We start from the raw sequence: 17,596 nt of genomic DNA on the forward strand, positions 1-17,596 counted from the left end.
AGGATGGCGGGCCGGTGGCGGGGCGCCGGCCGCGGCGGAAGACCGCCTCAACGCCCTCCTGTCGCCAGCAGTTCGGCGATCTGCACCGCGTTGAGCGCCGCCCCCTTGCGGATGTTGTCGGCCACGATCCACAGCGAGAGCCCGCGCGGATGCGAGATGTCCTCGCGGATGCGGCCGACGTAGACCGGGTCGTTCCCGGAAGCATGAGTGACCGGGGTCGGCCATTCGCCCTTGGCGGGATCGTCGACCACCACCACCCCCGGAGCCTTTGCCAGCAGCGCACGCGCCTCGGCCGCCGTGATCTTGTCGCGGGTCTCGAGATGCACGGCCTCGGAATGGCCGTAGAACACCGGCACGCGCACCGCCGTGGGGTTCACCTGGATCGAATCGTCGCCGAGGATCTTGCGGGTCTCGAAGACCAGCTTCAGCTCCTCCTTGGTGTAGCCGTTGTCGGCGAAGGCGTCGATCTGCGGGATCAGGTTGTAGGCGATCTGCACCGGGAAGCGCGAGGGATTCGGATCCTCGAAGCGCAGCAGGGCGGCGCTCTGCCGCCCGAGTTCCTCCAGCGCCGAGCGGCCGGCGCCGGATACCGACTGGTAGGTGGCGACATTGATGCGGGTGATGCCAGCGGCATCATGGATCGGCTTCAGCGCCACCACCATCTGCATGGTCGAGCAGTTCGGGTTGGCGACGATGCCGCGCGGAATGCGCGCGAGCGCCTCCGGGTTCACCTCGGCCACCACCAGCGGCACGTCGGGCTCCATGCGGAAGGCCGAGCTGTTGTCGATGACGATGGCCCCGGCGGCGGCGAACTTCGGCGCATACTCGCGCGAGATGTCGCCACCGGCCGAGAACAGGGCGAAATCCACGCCGGCCGGGTCGAAGCCGGCGAGGTCCTGCACGGCGAGCGTGTCGTTGCCGAAATCGACCCGGCTGCCGGCGGAGCGCTCGCTGGCGAGCGCGATGACCTCGCTGGCCGGGAAGCGGCGCTCGGCGAGGATGGAGAGCATGGTTTCACCGACGGCGCCGGTGGCGCCGACGACGGCGACCCTGAAACGGTTGGACATGGACGGTTTCCTCTCGAATGCGTTTGCGTTGGCGGTAATGCGCGGCGCATGGCGCCGGCGCGGGGCACGCAGGCGCTCTGCCTGGCGTACGGCGATCAATGGCCCCGGGCCTCGGAAGCGTGATGCCCGAGGCTAGGGTTTTCGCTCGACGGCGTTCCCGCCCGCTGCGCCGCCCCCACCCGGAATGCGCGGCGCAACCTCGCCTACGTCGCCGCACTGGGCGCGGTGGCGCAGGGCCTGGTCCATCAGCACCAGGGCCATCATGGCCTCGCAGATCGGCGGCGCACGCAGGCCCACGCAGGGGTCGTGACGGCCGGTGGTGACCACCTCCACCGCGTTGCCGTGCACGTCCACGGTCGGGCCCGGCAGGCGCAGGCTGGAGGTGGGCTTGAAGGCCACTTCGCAGACGAGTGGCTGGCCCGTGCTGATGCCGCCCAGCACGCCGCCGGCGTGATTGCTGGCGAAGCCCTCGGGATGCATCAGGTCGCGGTGCTCGGTGCCGAGCTGGCTGACGCTGGCGAAACCGGCGCCGATCTCCACACCCTTCACCGCATTGATCGACATCATGGCGTGGGCAAGCTCGCCGTCGAGCTTGCCGTAGACCGGCTCCCCCCAGCCCGGCGGCAGGCCGTGGGCCTCCACGCGCACCCGCGCGCCGACCGAGTCGCCGGACTTGCGCAACGCGTCCATGAAGGTCTCGAGCTCGGGCACCTGGGCGGCGTCCGGCCAGAAGAAGGGGCTGTCCTCCACCACCGACCAGTCCCAGGCCTTCGGAGTGAGGGTATGCAGCTGGCTGACGCAGGCGCGCACGGTGACGCCGAAACGCTCGGCAAGCCACTTCTTGGCGATGACACCGGCGGCGACACGCATGGTGGTCTCGCGGGCCGAGCTACGGCCGCCGCCGCGCGGGTCGCGGATGCCGTACTTCTGCCAGTAGGCGTAATCGGCGTGGCCGGGGCGGAACTGCTCGCCGATCTTCGCGTAGTCCTTCGAGCGTGCATCGGTATTGCGGATCAGCAGGGCGATCGGCGTGCCGGTGGTCCGGCCCTCGTAGACCCCGGAGAGGATCTCGATCTCGTCGGCCTCGCGGCGCTGCGAGGTGTGGCGCGAGCGGCCGGTGGCACGGCGTTCGAGGTCGCGGCGGAAGTCCTCCGGGGCGATGGCGAGGCCGGGCGGGCAGCCGTCGACCACGCAGCCGATGGCCGGCCCATGGCTTTCGCCGAAGGTGGTGACCGCGAACAGCCGGCCGAAGGTGTTGCTGGCCATGGGCGTCGGGCGTCCGGGCTCAGGGCCGCTGGTCGGCGAGACGCCGGATCTCGGCGTGATGGGCCACGAGATCGTCGTGGTGCAGGGCGAAGATGCCCATCTGCCCCACCTTGAACTCGATCCAGGCGAAGGGCACCTCCGGCAGCAGGCGCTCGAGATGCTGCTGGCTCTCGCCCACCTCGCAGATGAGGATGCCGTGCTTGCGCAGGTGCAGCGGCGCGTCGCGCAGGATCTTCAGCACGAGGTCGAGACCGTCGTCGCCAGCGCGCAGGGCCATCTCCGGCTCGTACGAGTACTCGCGCGGCAGGGCGTCGGTCTCGGCATTGGTGACGTAGGGCGGGTTGGTGACGATGAGATCGTAGTGCCGGCCGGTGAGCGGTCCGAACAGGTCGCCCTGGTGCAGCGTCACGTTGCGGACATCGAGCCGCTCGAGGTTCTCCCGTGCCAGCGAGAGCGCCTCGGCACTGAGATCGACGGCATCCACGTTCCACGCGGGGTTGTAGTGCCCCATGGCAATGGCAATGCAGCCACCACCGGTGCAGAGGTCGAGCGCGTCGCGCACGTCCACGTCGCCGATCCAGGGCTGGAAACCATTGAGGATCAGCTCGGCGATCGGGCTGCGGGGCACCAGGGCGCGCGCATCGCTCTTGAAGGACAGACCGGCGAACCAGGCCTCGCCGGTGAGGTAGCAAGCCGGGATGCGCTCCTCGATGCGGCGCTGGAACAGGGCCAGCACCTTGGCCTTCTCCTCGGCGGTGACGCGCGAGGCGCCGTAGATCGGGTTCAGGTCATGGGGCAGGTGCAGGGCGTGGAGCACCAGCTGGGTGCTCTCGTCCATCGCGTTGTCGTAGCTGTGACCGAAGGTCAGGCCGGCCTCGCCGAAGCGGCTCGCGCCGTAGCGGATCAGGTCGATGATCGTCTGCAGTTCGGCAGGCATGCGGGGGTCGTGCGGGCGGCGGATTCACGGAACGAACGCCGGAGTATAGCCAGCGCCCCTATACTTTGCGGCCTGTTTCCTGATGTTTTGCGGGCATATCCATGTTCAACCGCAGCGTTTTGCTGGTCATCGTCGCCGCCGTGTTCGCAGGCCTCGGCCTGCTGGCGGCCGATCGCTGGCTGTCCCGAGGCCCCGCTGCCACCGGCTTCGAGGCCATCACGCCCTACCCCGCGCCGCGGCCGGTCCCGCCCTTCGAACTGGTTTCGGCCGAAGGACCGGTGACCGCCGATACCCTGCGTGGCCGCTGGACCGTGGTGTTCGTGGGCTTCGTCACCTGCCCGGACGTCTGCCCCACCACGCTCACCGACATGGCCAAGGCGCAGAAGGCCTGGGAGGCCCTGCCGGAAGCACGCCGCCCGCGCCTGCTGTTCGTCTCCATCGATCCGGAGCGCGACACGCCCGAGCTGCTGGCCGGCTACGCCCGCCACTTCCACCCCGCCACCCTGGCCGCCACCCAGCCCGACCTCGCCGCCCTGGAGCGTTTCACCACCAGCCTGAGCCTGGTGTTCCGCAAGGTGCCGATGGGCGAGACCTACACCATGGACCACAGCAGCTCGATGGTGCTGCTCGATCCCGAGGTGCGGGTGGCCGGAGTGATCCGCCCGAAGCTGCCGGGCGGTGCCCTGCCCGGCAGCGGCGCCATCGCCACCATCGACCCCGGGGCCGTGGCGCGCGACCTCGCCCGGCTCGCCGGAGCCGCGCCGTGAGCCCGGCGGTCCTGCTGCAGTACCTGCTGCCCCACCGCCTGCTCTCCTCCCTGGCCTATCGCCTGGCGCGCTCGGAGTGGCCGCCGCTGAAACGCTGGCTGATCCGTACCGTGGTGCGGAGGTTCGATGTCGATCTCGCCGAGGCGGCGAATCCCGATCCGGAGAGCTACCCCAGCTTCAATGCTTTCTTCACCCGGCCGCTGAAGCCCGGGGCGCGGGTGGCCGACCCGGACCCGAAGGCGGTGCTCTGCCCGGCCGACGGCAGGATCGCACAGATCGGGCGGATCGAGGACGGACGCATCTTCCAGGCCAAGGGCCAGCACTTCACGGCGGCCGAGTTCCTCGCCGACGAGGTGAAGGCCGAGACCTACCGCGACGGCTGGTTCGCCAACGTCTACCTCAGCCCGCGCGACTACCACCGGGTGCATATGAGCCTGAAAGGCACGCTGGTCGAGACCGTCCATGTTCCGGGTCGGCTGTTCAGCGTGGCGCCCTGGGCGGCCCGCGCCATCCCCCGCCTGTTCGCCCGCAACGAGCGCCTCGTCTGCCACTTCGAAGGCGAGCACGGCCCCTTCGTGGCGGTGATGGTGGGCGCCATCCTCGTCTCCGGCGTCGAGACCGTGTGGTCGGGCGAGGAGATCCCCGCCTATGCCGACCGCGTGGTCCGCAAGGACTGGCGCGGCCATGGCATCACGCTGGAGCGCTTCGCCGAGATGGCGCGCTTCAACTACGGCAGCACCGTGGTGCTGCTGTTCCCGAAGGCCATGCTGGCCTCGATGGAAGCGCTGGCCGCCGAGACCCCGGTGACGCTGGGGCAGAGGATCGGTACCTTGGCCTGATGCGCACCGTCGCCCGCCTCGCCGCCCTGTTGCTGCTGGCCTTCGCTGCCGGCGCAGAGGCCGGCGCCGGGGCGCTGGTGGTGGTGCATCCTGCCGGGGAATCCGGCGACGACCCACGGCTGCGCTACCCGCTGGCCGTGCTGGAGCTGGCGCTGAAGGCCGCCGGGCAGCCGGCCCGGCTCGAGGCCTTCCCGGCCGAGGCCACCCAAGAGCGCGCCCTGCGCCTCGTGGAACGCGGGCAGATGGATGTGATGTGGTCGATGGCCACCGACGAGCGCATGGCGCGACTTCGGGCCATCCCCTACCCCATCGACCGCGGCCTGCTCGGCTGGCGGCGCCTGCTCGCCACCCCGGCCGCCGCCGAGGCCCTGTCCGGAGTGCGGGACCGGGCCGCCCTGGCCCGCTTCACCGGGGTGCAGGGGCACGACTGGCCAGACCTCGTGATCCAGCGCCACAACGGCCTGCCAGTGCAGGCGGCGGCGAGTTACCCGGGCCTGTTCGCGATGCTGCGGCGCGGGCGCGCCGACCATGCCAGCCGTTCGCTGGCGGAAGCCCGGCGCGAGCTCGGGCTGCGCGAGGCGGAAGGCCTGGTGCTGGTGCCGGGCCTGCTGCTGCACTACCGCACGGCACTGGTGTTCTACGTCAATCCGGGCGACGAGGTGCTGGCCGAGGCCCTCGAGCGCGGCCTGCGGCAGGCCATGGACGATGGCCGCTTCGAGGCCCTGTTCCGGCAGGTGTACCAGGAAGACCTGGCCAGCGTGGCCGCCGGGCCGTGGCGCGTGCTGGCCCTGGAAAACCCGCTGCTCGCCGCCGGGGCGCTGAGCCAGGACCCACGCTGGTGGTGGCAACCGGAGGCCGGGCCATGAGCCGCCCCACCACCGTCACCCGCCGGGTGCTGCTGCCGAGCCTGCTGCTCTCGGCCCTGGTCGGCCTGCTCGCGGTGCTGGCGCAGCTCGCCTGGATCGTGGCCGACGAGCGCCGGGCGGCAAAAGAGCAGCTCGAACTGGTCCGCGAATCCACGGTGCCCAGCCTGGAGGAGGCCCTGTGGGGCATCAACACCCCGCAGATCGAGGCCATCCTGCAGGGCCTGGTGGAAAACCCCGCCGTGGCCCGCGTGGTGCTGACCGACGAGGAGGGCCGGCGCCGGGTGCTCGGCGATGCCCGCCAGGGCGTTCTCGAGACAGGCCGCTTCCCGCTGCGCTACCGCAAGGCCGGCGACCTGCCGCTCGGCGAGCTCGAGGTGAGCCTGGGCAATGCCGTGCTCAGGGGGCGCCTCGAACGCCGTGCCCTCGGCACCCTGCTGGTGCTGGTGCTGGCCCTCGGCGTGAGCGCGGTGGCCGGCGCCTGGCTGTTCCGCCAGCGGGTGGGCCGGCCGCTGGCGGCAGTTACCCGGCGCATCGAGCGCTTCTCGGTGCGTTCGCAAGAGCCCGCGGACGATGCCCCCCTGCGCCCCCATGCCGCGAACGACGAGATCGGCCGGCTGGAAACCGCCCTGCAGACCATGCGCGCGCAGGTGAGCCGGGATGTGCGCGAGATCGAGCGGCTGCGGGACGAGATCGCGGCCCACGCCGCCACCCTCGAGGCCCAGGTACGCGAACGCACCGCCGAACTCGAGCAACGCAACCGCGAGCTCGAGGAACAGCGCCGGGCCATCGAGGCCCTGGCCAACACCGATGCCCTCACCGGCGCGCTGAGCCGCCGCCATTTCCTCGAGCTGGCCGGGCGCGAGCGGGCACGCGCCGCCCGCGAGGGAGGCGGGCTTGCCGTGCTGCTGCTCGACATCGACCACTTCAAGCGGGTGAACGACACCCATGGCCACGCCGGCGGCGATGCCGTGCTGCGGGCCTTCCATGCCACCTGTGCCGCCCAGCTGCGGGCCCACGACCTCCTTGGCCGCCTGGGAGGCGAGGAATTCGGGGTGGTACTGCCCGCCACCGGCCGGGAGGTAGCGCGGCAGGTGGCAGAGCGCCTGCGCGCCGCCGTGGCGGCCGGGCCCGTTACCCTGCCCGGAGGCGCTGCGGTGGCGATCACCGTCTCGATCGGGCTCGCCTTCACCGCCAGCGCCGCGGAAGACATCGACAGCCTGCTGGCGGCCGCCGATGCCGCCCTCTACCGGGCCAAGCGCGAAGGCCGCAACCGGGTGGTCGAGGCCGGCTGAAACCGTGCCCCGGCACCTTCGCGGGGCACTACACTGCCGCCATGGGCGCCCTTACCGACATCAAGGTCTACCTGACGCAGGCCCACCCCTGCGGCTACTGGCACGACCGCCCGGCCCGCGATCTCGTGCTCGACCCGATGGAACCGGCCCTGCCGGCGCTCTACGAACAGGCCCTGGGCCTCGGCTTCCGCCGCTCCGGCCGCCATGTGTACCGCCCCCACTGCGGGCTGTGCACCGCCTGCCTGCCGGTGCGGGTGCCGGTGGCGGCCTTCCGCCCCGACCGCAGCCAGCGCCGCACCTGGAAGCGCAACGCCGACCTCGTGATGAGCGTCGGGCCGGCCAAGCGCAGCGCCGAGCATTTCGCCCTCTACGAGCGCTACCTCGGCGCGCGCCACCCCGACAGCCCGATGGCCGATCCCGACGAGACGGAGTTCGACCAGTTCCTCGTCGGCGACTGGAGTCCGACCCGCTTCTTCGAATGGCGCCTCGACGGCCGGCTGGTGGCGGTGGCGGTGACCGACGTGACGCCGAACGCGCTCTCTGCCGTCTACACCTTCTTCGATCCCGACCTGCCAGCACGCAGCCTCGGCACCCAGGCCATCCTCGGGCAGATCGACTGGGCGCGGCGCACCGCCCGCCCCCACCTCTATCTCGGCTTCTGGCTCAAGCACCACCCCAAGATGCACTACAAATGCCGCTTCCGCCCCCTCGAACGCCTGTGGAACGGGCACTGGATCGCCTTCGATGGGGCCCCGGCGTGAGGGCGGCCGTCCTCTGCCTTGCGGCCGCGCTCGGCGCCGGCGCGTGGCTGGCGGCCTGTACCGCGCCCGGCCCGGCGCCTGAGCCACCGCCGGCTGCCGCCATGACGACGCTGCGCGTGGCCACCTACAACGTCTCGCTCTATGGCGAGGAAGCCGGCGCCGTATTCGCCCGCCTGGCGGGCGGCCGGGACCGGCAGGCGCGACGGGTGGCCGCCGTGCTGCAACACCTGCGTCCCGATCTGCTGCTGCTCAACGAGGTCGATTACGACGAGGGCGGGCGGCTGGCCGACCTGCTCCAGCGCGAGTACCTCGAGGTCGGGCAGTTCGGCGAAGCGCCCATCCACTACCCCTACCGCTTCCTCGCGCCGGTGAACACCGGCGTGCCGAGTGGCATGGACCTCAACCGCGATGGCCGGATCGGCGGCCATGGCCGGGAGCATGGCGACGATGCCTTCGGCTACGGCCTGTACCCCGGCCAGTACGGCATGCTGGTGCTCTCGCGCTTCCCCATCGCCATGGACGAGGTCCGCACCTTCCAGCGGCTGCCCTGGGCCGCGCTGCCGGGGGCGCGCCGGCCCATCGATCCCGTGGGCGGCGGCTGGTGGTACGACGATGCGGTCTGGCCGCGGCTCAGGCTGTCTTCGAAATCGCACTGGGACGTGCCAGTGGACACCCCGCTCGGCCGGCTGCACTTCCTCGTCTCGCACCCCACGCCGCCGGTGTTCGATGGCGAGGAGAACCGCAACGGCCTGCGCAATGCCGACGAACTCGCCCTCTGGCGCCACTACCTCGATGGCGGCGAGGCGCCCTGGCTCTGCGACGATCAGGGACGTTGCGGCGGGCTTCCCCCCGGGGCGCGCTTCGTGATCGCCGGCGACCTCAACAACGACCCCGCCGACGGGAACGGGCTGCGCGAGGCCATCGTGGAACTGCTCGAGCACCCGCGGGTGCTGCGCCTGCGCACCCCCGAAAGCCGTGGCGCCGTGGCCGCGGCCCGGCGCTACCCGGAGCTGCCGCGGCGCGGCAACCCCGCGCATGCCACCGGCGATTTCGGCCCGGGATCGGGCACCCTGCGCCTCGATTACGTGCTGCCTTCCACCGGCTTCGACGTGCGGGCAAGCGGCGTGTTCTGGCCCCTGCCCGGCGAGACCGGGGCCGACTGGATCGAGGCCAGCGACCACCATCCGGTCTGGGTCGACCTGGCAGGGCCGGAGGCCCTTCCATGAGGCGCGCGCTCACCACCCTGGCCTGCCTCGCCCTGCTGCCCGCCGTGCTCATCGCCGGCGAGCGCCAGCAGCAGCGCCTCGTCGAGCGGCATGCCGAAGCGCTGAGTTTCCCCGTGCTCGTGGAGCGCTGCCGCAGCCTGCCCGCCTTCACCGATGCGCCCTGGCAGGCCGAGCTGGCGCAGTGGCGTGAGCGCCGCGCCGCCATCCTCACCGAGGCCGCGGCCCTGGTCGAGCGCATCGCCGCCTCGCAGGGCCAGGGCCGTGAGGCCATCGACGCCGCGATCCGGAAGCAGGCGGAGCAGCGCTTCGCCAGCGCCGAGGCCGACACGCTCGCCTACACCTGCGGGCGGCTGCGCCTCACCCTGCGCGGCGAACCGGCCCTGCCGCTCACCGGCAACACCCTGGACGAGGACACCCGCGCCGAGGTGCTGGACGAGATCATTCCGGTGGCCAGCAAGCTGATGGCCTGCGAGGCGCTCGAGGGCGTGCGCGTGCGCCCGGCCCCGCCGCCGATCCTGCGCCCCGATGCGAGCTCGATGTCGGCCCTGGCCGACCGGGTGGAGATGTGGGACGTGAAGGGCTGCGGCCGCAGCCTCGATGTGGAAGTGAGCCTGCGCTTCCCCGAGGGCGAGCCGCCCACCTTCGCCCTCGGCTTCCCGCGGACCGCGAGGCCGCTCCGGGAGTAGGCCGGTCGTAGGGCGTCTGCCTCGTGCGGACGGCGGTTTCAGCAGGCTAGCTTGCCGCGTGCGGCATTTCGCTCTTCCCCCCGCGGGGGATGCGCCCCCGTGAGCGAGGCACGACGCCGAGCGTCCGCGAATACGGCGCTGGACGCAGAGTTTGAGCGGCATGGGGGCGCAATCACCGCGAAGGCAGGCGCACGCCGATGATGCACCTGGCCTGCGGCACGCCCCCTCAGACCAGCCGCACCCGCAGGGCCGCCGCGGCGCGCCGGGCCTTGGCCCGGGCGGACTCCACGTCGGCATCGCGGGCCAGGGTCACCGCCACCCGGCGGCTGCCTTCCACACGCGGCTTGCCGAACAGGCGCAGGGCGGTGTCCGGCTCGGCGAGCGCCGCGTCCACGCCCTCGAACACCGGCACGCCCGTCCCCTCGGCCACGATGGCGCAGGAGGCCGCCGGGCCCAGCGCCCGCAGGGCCGGGATCGGCAGGCCGAGGATGGCGCGGGCATGCAGGGCGAACTCCGAAAGCTCGAGTCCTGCCAGGGTCACGAGGCCGGTGTCGTGCGGCCGCGGGCTCACTTCCGAGAACCACACCGCATCGCCCTTCACGAACAGCTCCACGCCGAACAGGCCAAAGCCGCCGAGATCGTCGGTGACGGCCCTGGCGATGCGCTCGGCCTCGGCCAGCGCCAGCGGCGACATCGGCTGCGGCATCCAGCTCTCGCGGTAGTCGCCAGCGACCTGCAGGTGGCCGATCGGCGGGCAGAAACTCGTGCCATCGCGGTGGCGTACGGTGAGCAGGGTGATCTCGTAGTCGAAGTCGATGAAGCCCTCGACGATGCAGCGGCCCTGGCCCGCGCGGCCCCCGGTCTGGGCATAGGCCCAGGCCGGCGCGATGTCGGCCTCGCTGCGCACCACGCTCTGGCCCTTGCCGGAGCTCGACATCAAGGGCTTGACCACGCAGGGCAGACCGAGCGCCGCCACCGCGGCGCGGTACTCGGCCTCGGTATCGACGAAGCGGTAGGGCGAGGTGGGCAGGCCGAGCGTCTCGGCGGCGAGGCGGCGGATGCCCTCGCGGTCCATGGTGAGGCGGGCGGCGCGGGCGGTGGGGATGACGCGCTGCCCCTGCGCCTCGAGTTCCACCAGGGTCGGGGTGTGGATGGCCTCGATCTCCGGCACCACGAGCTGCGGCCTCTCCTGCTCGATCAGGGCGCGCAGCGCCGCCGGATCGAGCATGTTCAGCACATGGCTGCGGTGCGCCACCTGCATCGCCGGGGCATGGGCGTAGCGGTCGGCGGCGATCACCTCCACGCCGAGGCGCTGCAGCTCGATCGCCACCTCCTTGCCCAGCTCGCCGCTGCCGAGGAACAGCACCCGGGTGGCGGTGGGCGAAAGCGGCGTTCCCAGCGTGACGGGGCCGTGGCTCATGGGCAGGGTCTCGATAAGCGGGCAGGGGCGCGCAGTGTAGCCCCGGCTTGTGGCCTACCGTACCGGGGCCGCATCCTTGGCCGATGCCGATGCTCTCCCGACGCTTCGCGGGCGCCCTGCTCGCCCTTGCCTTCCTCCCCTGCGCCCCGGCAGCCGCGGCCGGTGGCTGGGGGTCGCCCGAGATCGCCGGGCTGATGAACGACACCCGACTGGACGAGACCAGCGGCATGGTGCCGGCGCGCGTGCGCGAGAACGCCTTCTGGGTGCACAACGACAGCGGCAACGCCCCGGAACTGCACCTGATGTCGGCCAGCGGCGAGCACCTCGCCAGCGTGCCGGTGGACGGCGTGCGCAACACCGACTGGGAGGACCTGGCCGCCTTCACCCTCGAGGGGAGGCGCTACCTGCTGATCGCCGACACCGGCGACAACGGCGGCCTGCGCCGCACACTGAGGCTTTTGGTGGTGGAGGAACCGAAGGCGCTCACGCCCGGCCTGCGCCTGCGCCCGGCCTGGACCCTGGAATTCCGCTGGCCGGATGGCGCCCGCGACTGCGAGGCCGTGGCGGTGGACGCCGCCGCCGGCGAGGTGCTGCTGATCTCGAAGAAACGCGTGCCGCCGGAGCTGTTCCGCCTCGACCTCGAGGCGCCCGCCGGCACGGTGCAGGAAGCCCGGCTGCTCGGCCACCTGCAGGGCATCGAGCAGCCCACCGAGGCCGACCTCAGGGCCAGCCCGGTCTACGGCCGCTACCGCTCGCAGGTGACGGCAGCCGACCTGAGCCCCGATGGCCGCAGCCTGGCGGTGCTCAATTACCGCGCCGTCTACCTCTACGAGCGGGCGCCCGGCGAGGACTGGACCCGCGCCCTCGCGGCCCCGGCCCAGCGCCTGGAGTTCGTCTGGATGCCGCAGGCCGAGGCGGTGGCCTTCGGCCTCGACGGCCGCTCGCTCTGGGTAGCCGGCGAGCAGCGCCCCAGCCCGCTGATCCGCTTCTCCCGCCACTGAGCCGCGCCATGCGCCCTGCCCTGCCCCTGCTGCTCGTCAATACGCCCGAGGTCGAACTCTGGCCGGCCGCGCTCTGCCCGGCCCGCGGCAATGCCACGGCGCGCGCGCTGGCCGGCGCCGACATCGTGCTGCGGCGCAAGCGCGATGGCCGGCATCTCGCCGCCCTCGGCCCGCGCGGGCTGCGCCCCCTGATGCCCGGCCTTGCCCGCGAGCCGGGGCTGGAGGCGGCGCTGGACGCGGTGGCGGTCTTCGCCGCCCGGCATCCCGAGACCGCCGCTCCCGGCACCCTGCCCGGCGAGGCGGTGCACGCCGGCAATGCCGCCATGGGCCTGCCCGAGGACTACGCCGAGACCAGCGGCCTTGCCTTCCACGAGGAACCCCGGGTGCTGCGCTACGCCGGGCGCGACCGCTACCGCCGCCCGCTCTGGCTGCGGGCCCCGGCGGCCCGCGCCTGGCGGGCCCTGCGCGAGGCGGCATGGCGCGAGGGCGTAATGCTCGAGGCGATCTCCGGCTACCGCAGCCATGCCTACCAGCGCGGCATCTTCGAGCGGAAGTTCGCCCGCGGGCTCGGCCTCGCTGAAATCCTGCGGGTGAATGCCGCGCCCGGCCATTCCGAGCACCACGGCGGCTGCGCCCTCGATCTTGGCTGCCCTGGCGAGCCACCCGCCGAGGAGCGCTTCGAACACACCCCGGCCTATGCCTGGCTGCAGGCCCGCGCCGGTGCCTTCGGCTTCCGCCTGAGCTACCCGCGCGGCAACCCGCACGGCATCGTCTTCGAGCCCTGGCACTGGTGCTGGCGGCCGCCGGGCACGCCGGCGCACGCCTGAGCCAGCATCCCACTCTTCAGTACACCTCGCGCTCGTGGATGGCGCGACGGTCGCCCTGGTACACGCCGAAGCCGATGCGGGCGGTGGGCGCCACCGGTCCGGTGCCGCGCCAGTCGAAGCGCAGCCAGTCGGGAACCGTGGCCGTCACGTCCAGCACGCCCACCCGCCCCGCGCCGGGGGCGCGCAGCCACAGCACGTAGTTGCCGGGGTTGCCCACGCCGGGCGTGGCGGTGAAGCGCCGATCCCCGGGGCCGGGGGCCGCGCAGCCGCGCCCGCTGGCGCCGGGGCTGCCGCTGTCCTGCACGCAGGTATCGGCCGGCACGAGGGTGTCGCCCGCATTTACGTCGACGAAGGGCGCGATCGCCACCGCCGAGCAGACGTCATTGGGGTTCGGCACGAAGGTGGTGCCGTTGTAGAACTCGGCGCGCATCGGCACCCGCAGGTCGGAAAGCTCCGGACCGAAGGCATTGGTCATGGCGATGCGGCCCCAGCGCTGCGAGGTGCCGGCGATGCCGGGGATGCTCAAGGGATCGCAGCTGCCGAAGGGGGCCACGTCGTGGCAGACGCCATCGCTGTCGGTGAGGTCGGCTGCCGGCAGGGTCAGGGTGATCTGTGCCTCGAAGGGGGCTTCGGGCGTCGTCGGCCTGGCGTAGGTCAGCCGGTCACCGCTGATGGTGACCCGCCCGGTGCCGTCGAAGGGTGCGGCCGTCTGCTCCGAAAGCGTGGCATTGCCGCCATTCGTGGTACGGGAAAGCAGCGCCACCGTGCCGGTGGCCGTGCTGGTGTAGCTGCGGTTCGCCATCGTGCCGGGGAATTTCCAGAAAGCATTGCCCGGCCCGGCATCGACATAGTTCTGCGTGGTGTTACCCAGGGCATTCAGTGCCCGCACCGTGAGCTCGGGTGCAGCAGCGAAACCGAACTCCTGGCCGGTGTAGCCAAAGCCGCCGGCCGCGCAGGCCGGCATCAGCGTGGGCGTGTTCGGAGTGATGGCAAGGCGGGCGGGGATGAAGCGGCCCACATTCGGCAGTGCGCTGCCCACGACATCGGGGGTATTGCCCGGCGCCGGCTGTGCGGGCGTGCCATAACCGAGATAGTCGCCGTCGGCAAGGCGCGGCACGAGGCTGATGATGCCCACCTCGTCCCAGCGCCACTGTCCGCTGGCAACCCCGTTGCTGAAGCTGCCAAAGCCGGGCGATGCCACCGGCACCGGATTGATACCTCCCGCCGGAGCCTGCAGGACCGACTCGAGGCGCACGCCTTCCGGCACCTGCTCGCGGCCGAAATTGGGGGTGGGCTGGTTGTCGTTGTTACGCGCCGTCACCGTGACCGTGAAGGGCTGGCCCGCGACATGGAAACGCGCTCCGCCGCTATCGCTGGCCCCACCGCTGCCAAAGGCGCCGGTGAGCCCCGAGAGCAGGAAGTCCTTTGGCTTGGCGATGAAATCGTCCTGCCCGGTCATGACGAGGCTGGCATCTTCGGTGGCGGCGCTGCCGACGTAACGGGAGAACAGCCGCACCGCCCCCACATCGGCATAGCGCACGCGGAGCTCGGCCTCGCCATTGGCGTCGAAGGCCAGTGTGAGATTGGTGCCCGGCGATGCCGTGCCGATGTTCGCCCCGTTCACCACTACCGGGCGCGTGCCGGTCGTCGGATTGAGGTAGTTCGACCAGAACCCCACCGTCCGGGTCACGTTGGCAAAGCCGGGCACGCAGCGCTGGGTAGTGTTGTCGCGGCGAACCGCGCTGATCTTCAGCACCTGTTCCACCGCCGAGACGTGGTTGGACACGTCGTGGATGAAGCCGGAATCGGCGAAATTGAAATTGCAGTTCGCCTGCTGCACGCCGCCGACGAAGCAGCGGTCCGGGGTGAAGGGGCGGCGCGGCGGGTTGCTCGCCGAGACGGCGAAGGTCACGTTGCCCGGGGTGGTACGCCGCAACTGCAGGGTCTGCCCGGAAACGATGGTCTGGGTGTCTCCGCCCACCCAGCCCGAAGGCTGCAGGGTGACCTGGATCGGACCGCTCACCTGCTGGGTGCAGTTGGGATCGAGACAGGCCTGCACCACGATGCTCTCCGGCCCGCAGGTCAGGCCCTGGCCATCGTGGAAGAAGCGGAAATGGTCGATCTCCACGACCTGGTTGATGCGGGTGGCGCAGACCCGCAGGTTGTCCAGTTCATGGATATTCGTCGAGCCGCCGGTGGAACCGGTGAAAGAGAGCCGGAAATTCTCCGGCACCGGTGCCTGACCAGGATTGGCGCTGAAGATGTCGAAGGGCGAAACGAGAGAGACGAAGCTGCCGCTCGGAGTGGTACGGCGCTCCACGCTCACCGTCGCCCCAGCAACAGCGCCAGTGCGGTTGTCGACGGTGATCCGGTAGCGGTGGTTGGGACCGGGCGTACTGCCGGAAATATCGACCCCGGGGCTGAGCGTATTGGTTCCCGCCAGATAGCGATAGCCCGTGGTGCCACTTCCCGAGCCGCGCAGCGCGATGGCATCCCGGCGGGAACCAGGGCCACCCACGCGCCCCTCGGTAGGATTCGAGAAATTGCCAAACTCGTCCAGCCCCACCCCCAGCCAGCCACCGGCGAACCCCGGGCAGCCCGTAGAAGTTTCGCAGTCCGAAGCGGGGGGAGGAGCCTTTTGCGCATACCCCAGCGAACCTCCGAAAGCGCCGGCCACCGGCGTCACGCTGCCATCGGAGAGTACGACGGCGATGCCATCCGCTCCGCTGCCGTTGTAGCCAAAGTAATCGAACTCCACCACGACCCGATTGTCGGCGCCGGGGAAAAACCGGCGCAGAGAGGCCGCAGTAGCGACACGGATCGAATTGTCGGTGAGCCGCAGCCGTCCATTGATGATCCGCGGCTGCCCGAAGCTGCCACTGACCGAGTTGGTGGCCCAGTCCGCAGGATCGAGGCTGCTGGCGGAAAAATCCTCTGAAAAGCACTGCGGCGCGATGGCCCGCACTTCGACGAAATCGATGGCATAAAAGTCATTGCTGCCATTCGTATTGACCACCTCAAAGCGGATCGTCGTGGCAGCAGCAATGAAGGGCGTGAGCACCAGACTGATATCGGTGCTGGTGGTGGGACCATTCACCGTATGCAGAGTGGTGAACGTACCACTAGCCGCAGTAGCGGCCTGGATGCGCAGGGCCGAGTTGGCCGGAATCCCCGACGCCGAGCGGAGCCTGAGGTTCAGCTGCGCGACATCGTAGCCCGCCAGGTTCAGGCTGCGGGTGATGCGGGTATTGTCGACCCGCAGCAGCGCCTCTCCCCCGCTGCGAGTGGCATTGCCGCTGACGGCCCAGGCACCGCTCCAGGGCAGGGATCCGGTGCTCTCACTCCAGCTCGCCGTGTCGAAATCATCCCGGGCCACGACCTGGGCCATGGCCACCCCGGGCACCAGCCCCACAAACAGGGCCAGGAACAGGGCAATGTCTTTGCTGAAACGCCGCAGGAAAATCATTCCGTCACCATGGCGCGCACGCGGCGCGAGACGAAACTGTGGTCACTGAAACGGCCACGCTGGGCGCGGGCCGTGAGGGTATAGATGCCATAGTTGTCGGGGGCTTCGTCCACCGCCGTGCGGGTGCAGCCGAGCTCCACCGAGAACCCCTCGATGGCGAGGCTGGCCGGTACCGCCCCGCAGCCGCCGGAGAGCGCCCGGGCAACCGCGATGTCGAGGCCGCTCTGCGCCGCGAACAGGGCGCGGCTCGCCTCCAGGGCCTGTACCGTGCTGCGGTTGCGGGCCCCGAGGGTGAGCACCGCGGCCAGCACGATCAGCAGGGCCACGGCGATCACGAAGACCGCGGCCACCAGGCTGAAACCCCGTTGTCGGCGTGGCAGGCTCATGGCTGGTTCGGCGGGTGGATGGATTTCAGCAGGCTCAAGGTCTCGCCCTCGCGGCTCAGCCCCAGTGAAAGCGAGACCAGGCTGCGGCGGCTGGCGCTGCCGGCCTGGTAGCGGAAACTGCAGGCACTCACGCCTTCGGCCAGCAGGGCCCCGGCCGAAGCCGGGGGCACGGCCATGGTGGCGGCCGGGGGATGGCCGGCATGGCGCAGCAGGCGGCCGTCCGGGGTGCAGCGGTACTGCACGGCGCGGTCCACCACGTACACCCGCTGCCCCGGCGAGGGAAAGGGAAACTGGAAAGGCACCGCCAGCACGATGCGCGAGTCGGTGCTGCCGCTGCCGATCACCGCGCGGTTGTCGCCCGCCCAGGCATTGGCCTGCAGGCCCTCGGCCGTGAGGTTGTACACCACCGCCCACTGCCCTGCCGCCGGCGCCTGCGGCAGGGGCGCGAGCAGGTCGAAGCTGGCGTCGGGCTGGGTGAAATCGAGTAGGTCGCCACCGCCGGCCGCCGTGGGTCTGGCCCGGTAACGCCCGGCCATCGGCGCGATCAGCATCTCGATGGCCCGGCCATCCGGGCTGACCCGCAGACTGTTCGGCAGGGCAAGACGTACATCGCGACTGATCCGCGACATGGCCTGGTCGGCGGCGTCGGCCAGCCTTGCGCGGCGCTGCACGTCGGTACTGGCATCGATGGGCTGGCGGATCAGGGCCACCGAGATCGTGGCCAGCACGCCGAGCAGCACCAGCACCACCACCAGTTCGAGCAGGCTGAAACCCCGCTGCGCGCGCATG

The 17,596-nt window shown here is 71.2% G+C and carries 16 protein-coding genes; 9 read left to right on the forward strand and 7 right to left on the reverse strand.

Features of this window, described 5'->3' with window-relative positions; genetic code table 11:
- Positions 1–47 precede the first annotated feature (47 nt).
- The 3 genes from G408_RS0104295 to prmB all read right to left on the reverse strand — a co-directional run bounded on the left by G408_RS0104295 (position 48) and on the right by prmB (position 3,270).
- Complete coding sequence (locus tag G408_RS0104295) at positions 48–1,067, reverse strand: aspartate-semialdehyde dehydrogenase (RefSeq protein WP_028770091.1); 1,020 nt, start codon at positions 1,065–1,067, stop codon at positions 48–50.
- A gap of 132 nt (positions 1,068–1,199) precedes the next feature.
- Positions 1,200–2,333, reverse strand: a complete 1,134-nt coding sequence (aroC, locus tag G408_RS13115) for a chorismate synthase (protein WP_037412253.1) — start codon at positions 2,331–2,333, stop codon at positions 1,200–1,202.
- Between the two features lie 19 nt (positions 2,334–2,352).
- Complete coding sequence (gene prmB / locus G408_RS0104305; RefSeq protein WP_028770092.1) at positions 2,353–3,270, reverse strand: 50S ribosomal protein L3 N(5)-glutamine methyltransferase; 918 nt, start codon at positions 3,268–3,270, stop codon at positions 2,353–2,355.
- 101 nt (positions 3,271–3,371) lie between these two features.
- Between prmB and G408_RS13120 the strand changes: the two genes are divergently transcribed.
- The 7 genes from G408_RS13120 to G408_RS0104340 are packed head-to-tail and all read left to right on the forward strand — an operon-like array spanning position 3,372 to position 9,707.
- Positions 3,372–4,037, forward strand: coding sequence for an SCO family protein (locus G408_RS13120; protein WP_084628062.1), 666 nt, complete (start codon positions 3,372–3,374; stop codon positions 4,035–4,037).
- The gene (gene asd, locus G408_RS0104315; protein ID WP_028770093.1) at positions 4,034–4,876 is read left to right on the forward strand and encodes an archaetidylserine decarboxylase; all 843 of its coding nucleotides are present in this window, start codon (positions 4,034–4,036) and stop codon (positions 4,874–4,876) included. The genes G408_RS13120 and asd overlap by 4 nt, the downstream gene beginning before the upstream one ends.
- On the forward strand, positions 4,876–5,742 hold the full coding sequence (locus tag G408_RS13125; RefSeq protein ID WP_051282611.1) for a type 2 periplasmic-binding domain-containing protein: 867 nt from the start codon (positions 4,876–4,878) through the stop codon (positions 5,740–5,742). Before asd ends, G408_RS13125 begins: the two co-directional genes overlap by 1 nt.
- Entirely contained in the window at positions 5,739–7,034 is a 1,296-nt protein-coding gene (locus G408_RS15465) for a GGDEF domain-containing protein (protein WP_051282612.1), read from the forward strand. The genes G408_RS13125 and G408_RS15465 overlap by 4 nt, the downstream gene beginning before the upstream one ends.
- A 41-nt stretch (positions 7,035–7,075) precedes the next feature.
- Positions 7,076–7,795 (forward strand): arginyltransferase, encoded by a 720-nt coding sequence (locus G408_RS13135; RefSeq protein WP_051282613.1) that lies wholly within the window; start codon positions 7,076–7,078, stop codon positions 7,793–7,795.
- Positions 7,792–9,021: an endonuclease/exonuclease/phosphatase family protein gene (locus G408_RS0104335; protein ID WP_028770094.1), complete on the forward strand. Its 1,230-nt coding sequence runs from the start codon at positions 7,792–7,794 to the stop codon at positions 9,019–9,021. The genes G408_RS13135 and G408_RS0104335 overlap by 4 nt, the downstream gene beginning before the upstream one ends.
- Positions 9,018–9,707: a hypothetical protein gene (locus G408_RS0104340; protein WP_028770095.1), complete on the forward strand. Its 690-nt coding sequence runs from the start codon at positions 9,018–9,020 to the stop codon at positions 9,705–9,707. The genes G408_RS0104335 and G408_RS0104340 overlap by 4 nt, the downstream gene beginning before the upstream one ends.
- A gap of 226 nt (positions 9,708–9,933) precedes the next feature.
- On the opposite strand, the gene purT is transcribed toward G408_RS0104340, so the two are convergent.
- Entirely contained in the window at positions 9,934–11,127 is a 1,194-nt protein-coding gene (gene purT / locus G408_RS0104345; RefSeq protein ID WP_037412255.1) for a formate-dependent phosphoribosylglycinamide formyltransferase, read from the reverse strand.
- Between the two features lie 83 nt (positions 11,128–11,210).
- Here purT and G408_RS0104350 point away from each other — a divergent pair, with 83 nt between their 5' ends.
- Both G408_RS0104350 and G408_RS0104355 read left to right on the forward strand, forming a co-directional pair.
- On the forward strand, positions 11,211–12,128 hold the full coding sequence (locus tag G408_RS0104350) for a hypothetical protein (protein WP_028770097.1): 918 nt from the start codon (positions 11,211–11,213) through the stop codon (positions 12,126–12,128).
- 8 nt (positions 12,129–12,136) lie between these two features.
- Entirely contained in the window at positions 12,137–12,955 is an 819-nt protein-coding gene (locus tag G408_RS0104355) for a M15 family metallopeptidase (protein ID WP_028770098.1), read from the forward strand.
- A 16-nt stretch (positions 12,956–12,971) separates the two neighbouring features.
- Here G408_RS0104355 and G408_RS0104360 read toward each other — a convergent pair whose 3' ends face one another.
- From G408_RS0104360 to G408_RS0104370, 3 genes are read right to left on the reverse strand one after another with little or no spacing between them, the layout of a single operon-like run.
- A complete protein-coding gene (locus G408_RS0104360; protein ID WP_028770099.1) occupies positions 12,972–16,421 on the reverse strand; it encodes a DUF6701 domain-containing protein in 3,450 nt (1,149 codons plus the stop codon).
- Positions 16,418–16,807: a hypothetical protein gene (locus G408_RS0104365; protein ID WP_028770100.1), complete on the reverse strand. Its 390-nt coding sequence runs from the start codon at positions 16,805–16,807 to the stop codon at positions 16,418–16,420. Before G408_RS0104365 ends, G408_RS0104360 begins: the two co-directional genes overlap by 4 nt.
- Complete coding sequence (locus tag G408_RS0104370) at positions 16,804–17,595, reverse strand: prepilin-type N-terminal cleavage/methylation domain-containing protein (protein ID WP_037412258.1); 792 nt, start codon at positions 17,593–17,595, stop codon at positions 16,804–16,806. Before G408_RS0104370 ends, G408_RS0104365 begins: the two co-directional genes overlap by 4 nt.
- Between the last annotated feature and the right edge of the window lies 1 nt (position 17,596).

The sequence above is a fragment of the Silanimonas lenta DSM 16282 genome, from assembly GCF_000429065.1.
In the GTDB taxonomy this organism is placed as follows: domain Bacteria; phylum Pseudomonadota; class Gammaproteobacteria; order Xanthomonadales; family Xanthomonadaceae; genus Silanimonas; species Silanimonas lenta.

Coding starts and splice junctions, on each gene's coding strand:
- G408_RS0104295 (WP_028770091.1), bottom strand. CDS start 1,067: ATGTCCAACCGTTTCAGGGTCGCCGTCGTCGGCGCCACCGGCGCCGTC.
- aroC (WP_037412253.1), bottom strand. CDS start 2,333: ATGGCCAGCAACACCTTCGGCCGGCTGTTCGCGGTCACCACCTTCGGC.
- prmB (WP_028770092.1), bottom strand. CDS start 3,270: ATGCCTGCCGAACTGCAGACGATCATCGACCTGATCCGCTACGGCGCG.
- G408_RS13120 (WP_084628062.1), top strand. CDS start 3,372: ATGTTCAACCGCAGCGTTTTGCTGGTCATCGTCGCCGCCGTGTTCGCA.
- G408_RS13125 (WP_051282611.1), top strand. CDS start 4,876: ATGCGCACCGTCGCCCGCCTCGCCGCCCTGTTGCTGCTGGCCTTCGCT.
- G408_RS15465 (WP_051282612.1), top strand. CDS start 5,739: ATGAGCCGCCCCACCACCGTCACCCGCCGGGTGCTGCTGCCGAGCCTG.
- G408_RS13135 (WP_051282613.1), top strand. CDS start 7,076: ATGGGCGCCCTTACCGACATCAAGGTCTACCTGACGCAGGCCCACCCC.
- G408_RS0104340 (WP_028770095.1), top strand. CDS start 9,018: ATGAGGCGCGCGCTCACCACCCTGGCCTGCCTCGCCCTGCTGCCCGCC.
- purT (WP_037412255.1), bottom strand. CDS start 11,127: ATGAGCCACGGCCCCGTCACGCTGGGAACGCCGCTTTCGCCCACCGCC.
- G408_RS0104350 (WP_028770097.1), top strand. CDS start 11,211: ATGCCGATGCTCTCCCGACGCTTCGCGGGCGCCCTGCTCGCCCTTGCC.
- G408_RS0104355 (WP_028770098.1), top strand. CDS start 12,137: ATGCGCCCTGCCCTGCCCCTGCTGCTCGTCAATACGCCCGAGGTCGAA.
- G408_RS0104360 (WP_028770099.1), bottom strand. CDS start 16,421: ATGATTTTCCTGCGGCGTTTCAGCAAAGACATTGCCCTGTTCCTGGCC.
- G408_RS0104365 (WP_028770100.1), bottom strand. CDS start 16,807: ATGAGCCTGCCACGCCGACAACGGGGTTTCAGCCTGGTGGCCGCGGTC.
- G408_RS0104370 (WP_037412258.1), bottom strand. CDS start 17,595: ATGCGCGCGCAGCGGGGTTTCAGCCTGCTCGAACTGGTGGTGGTGCTG.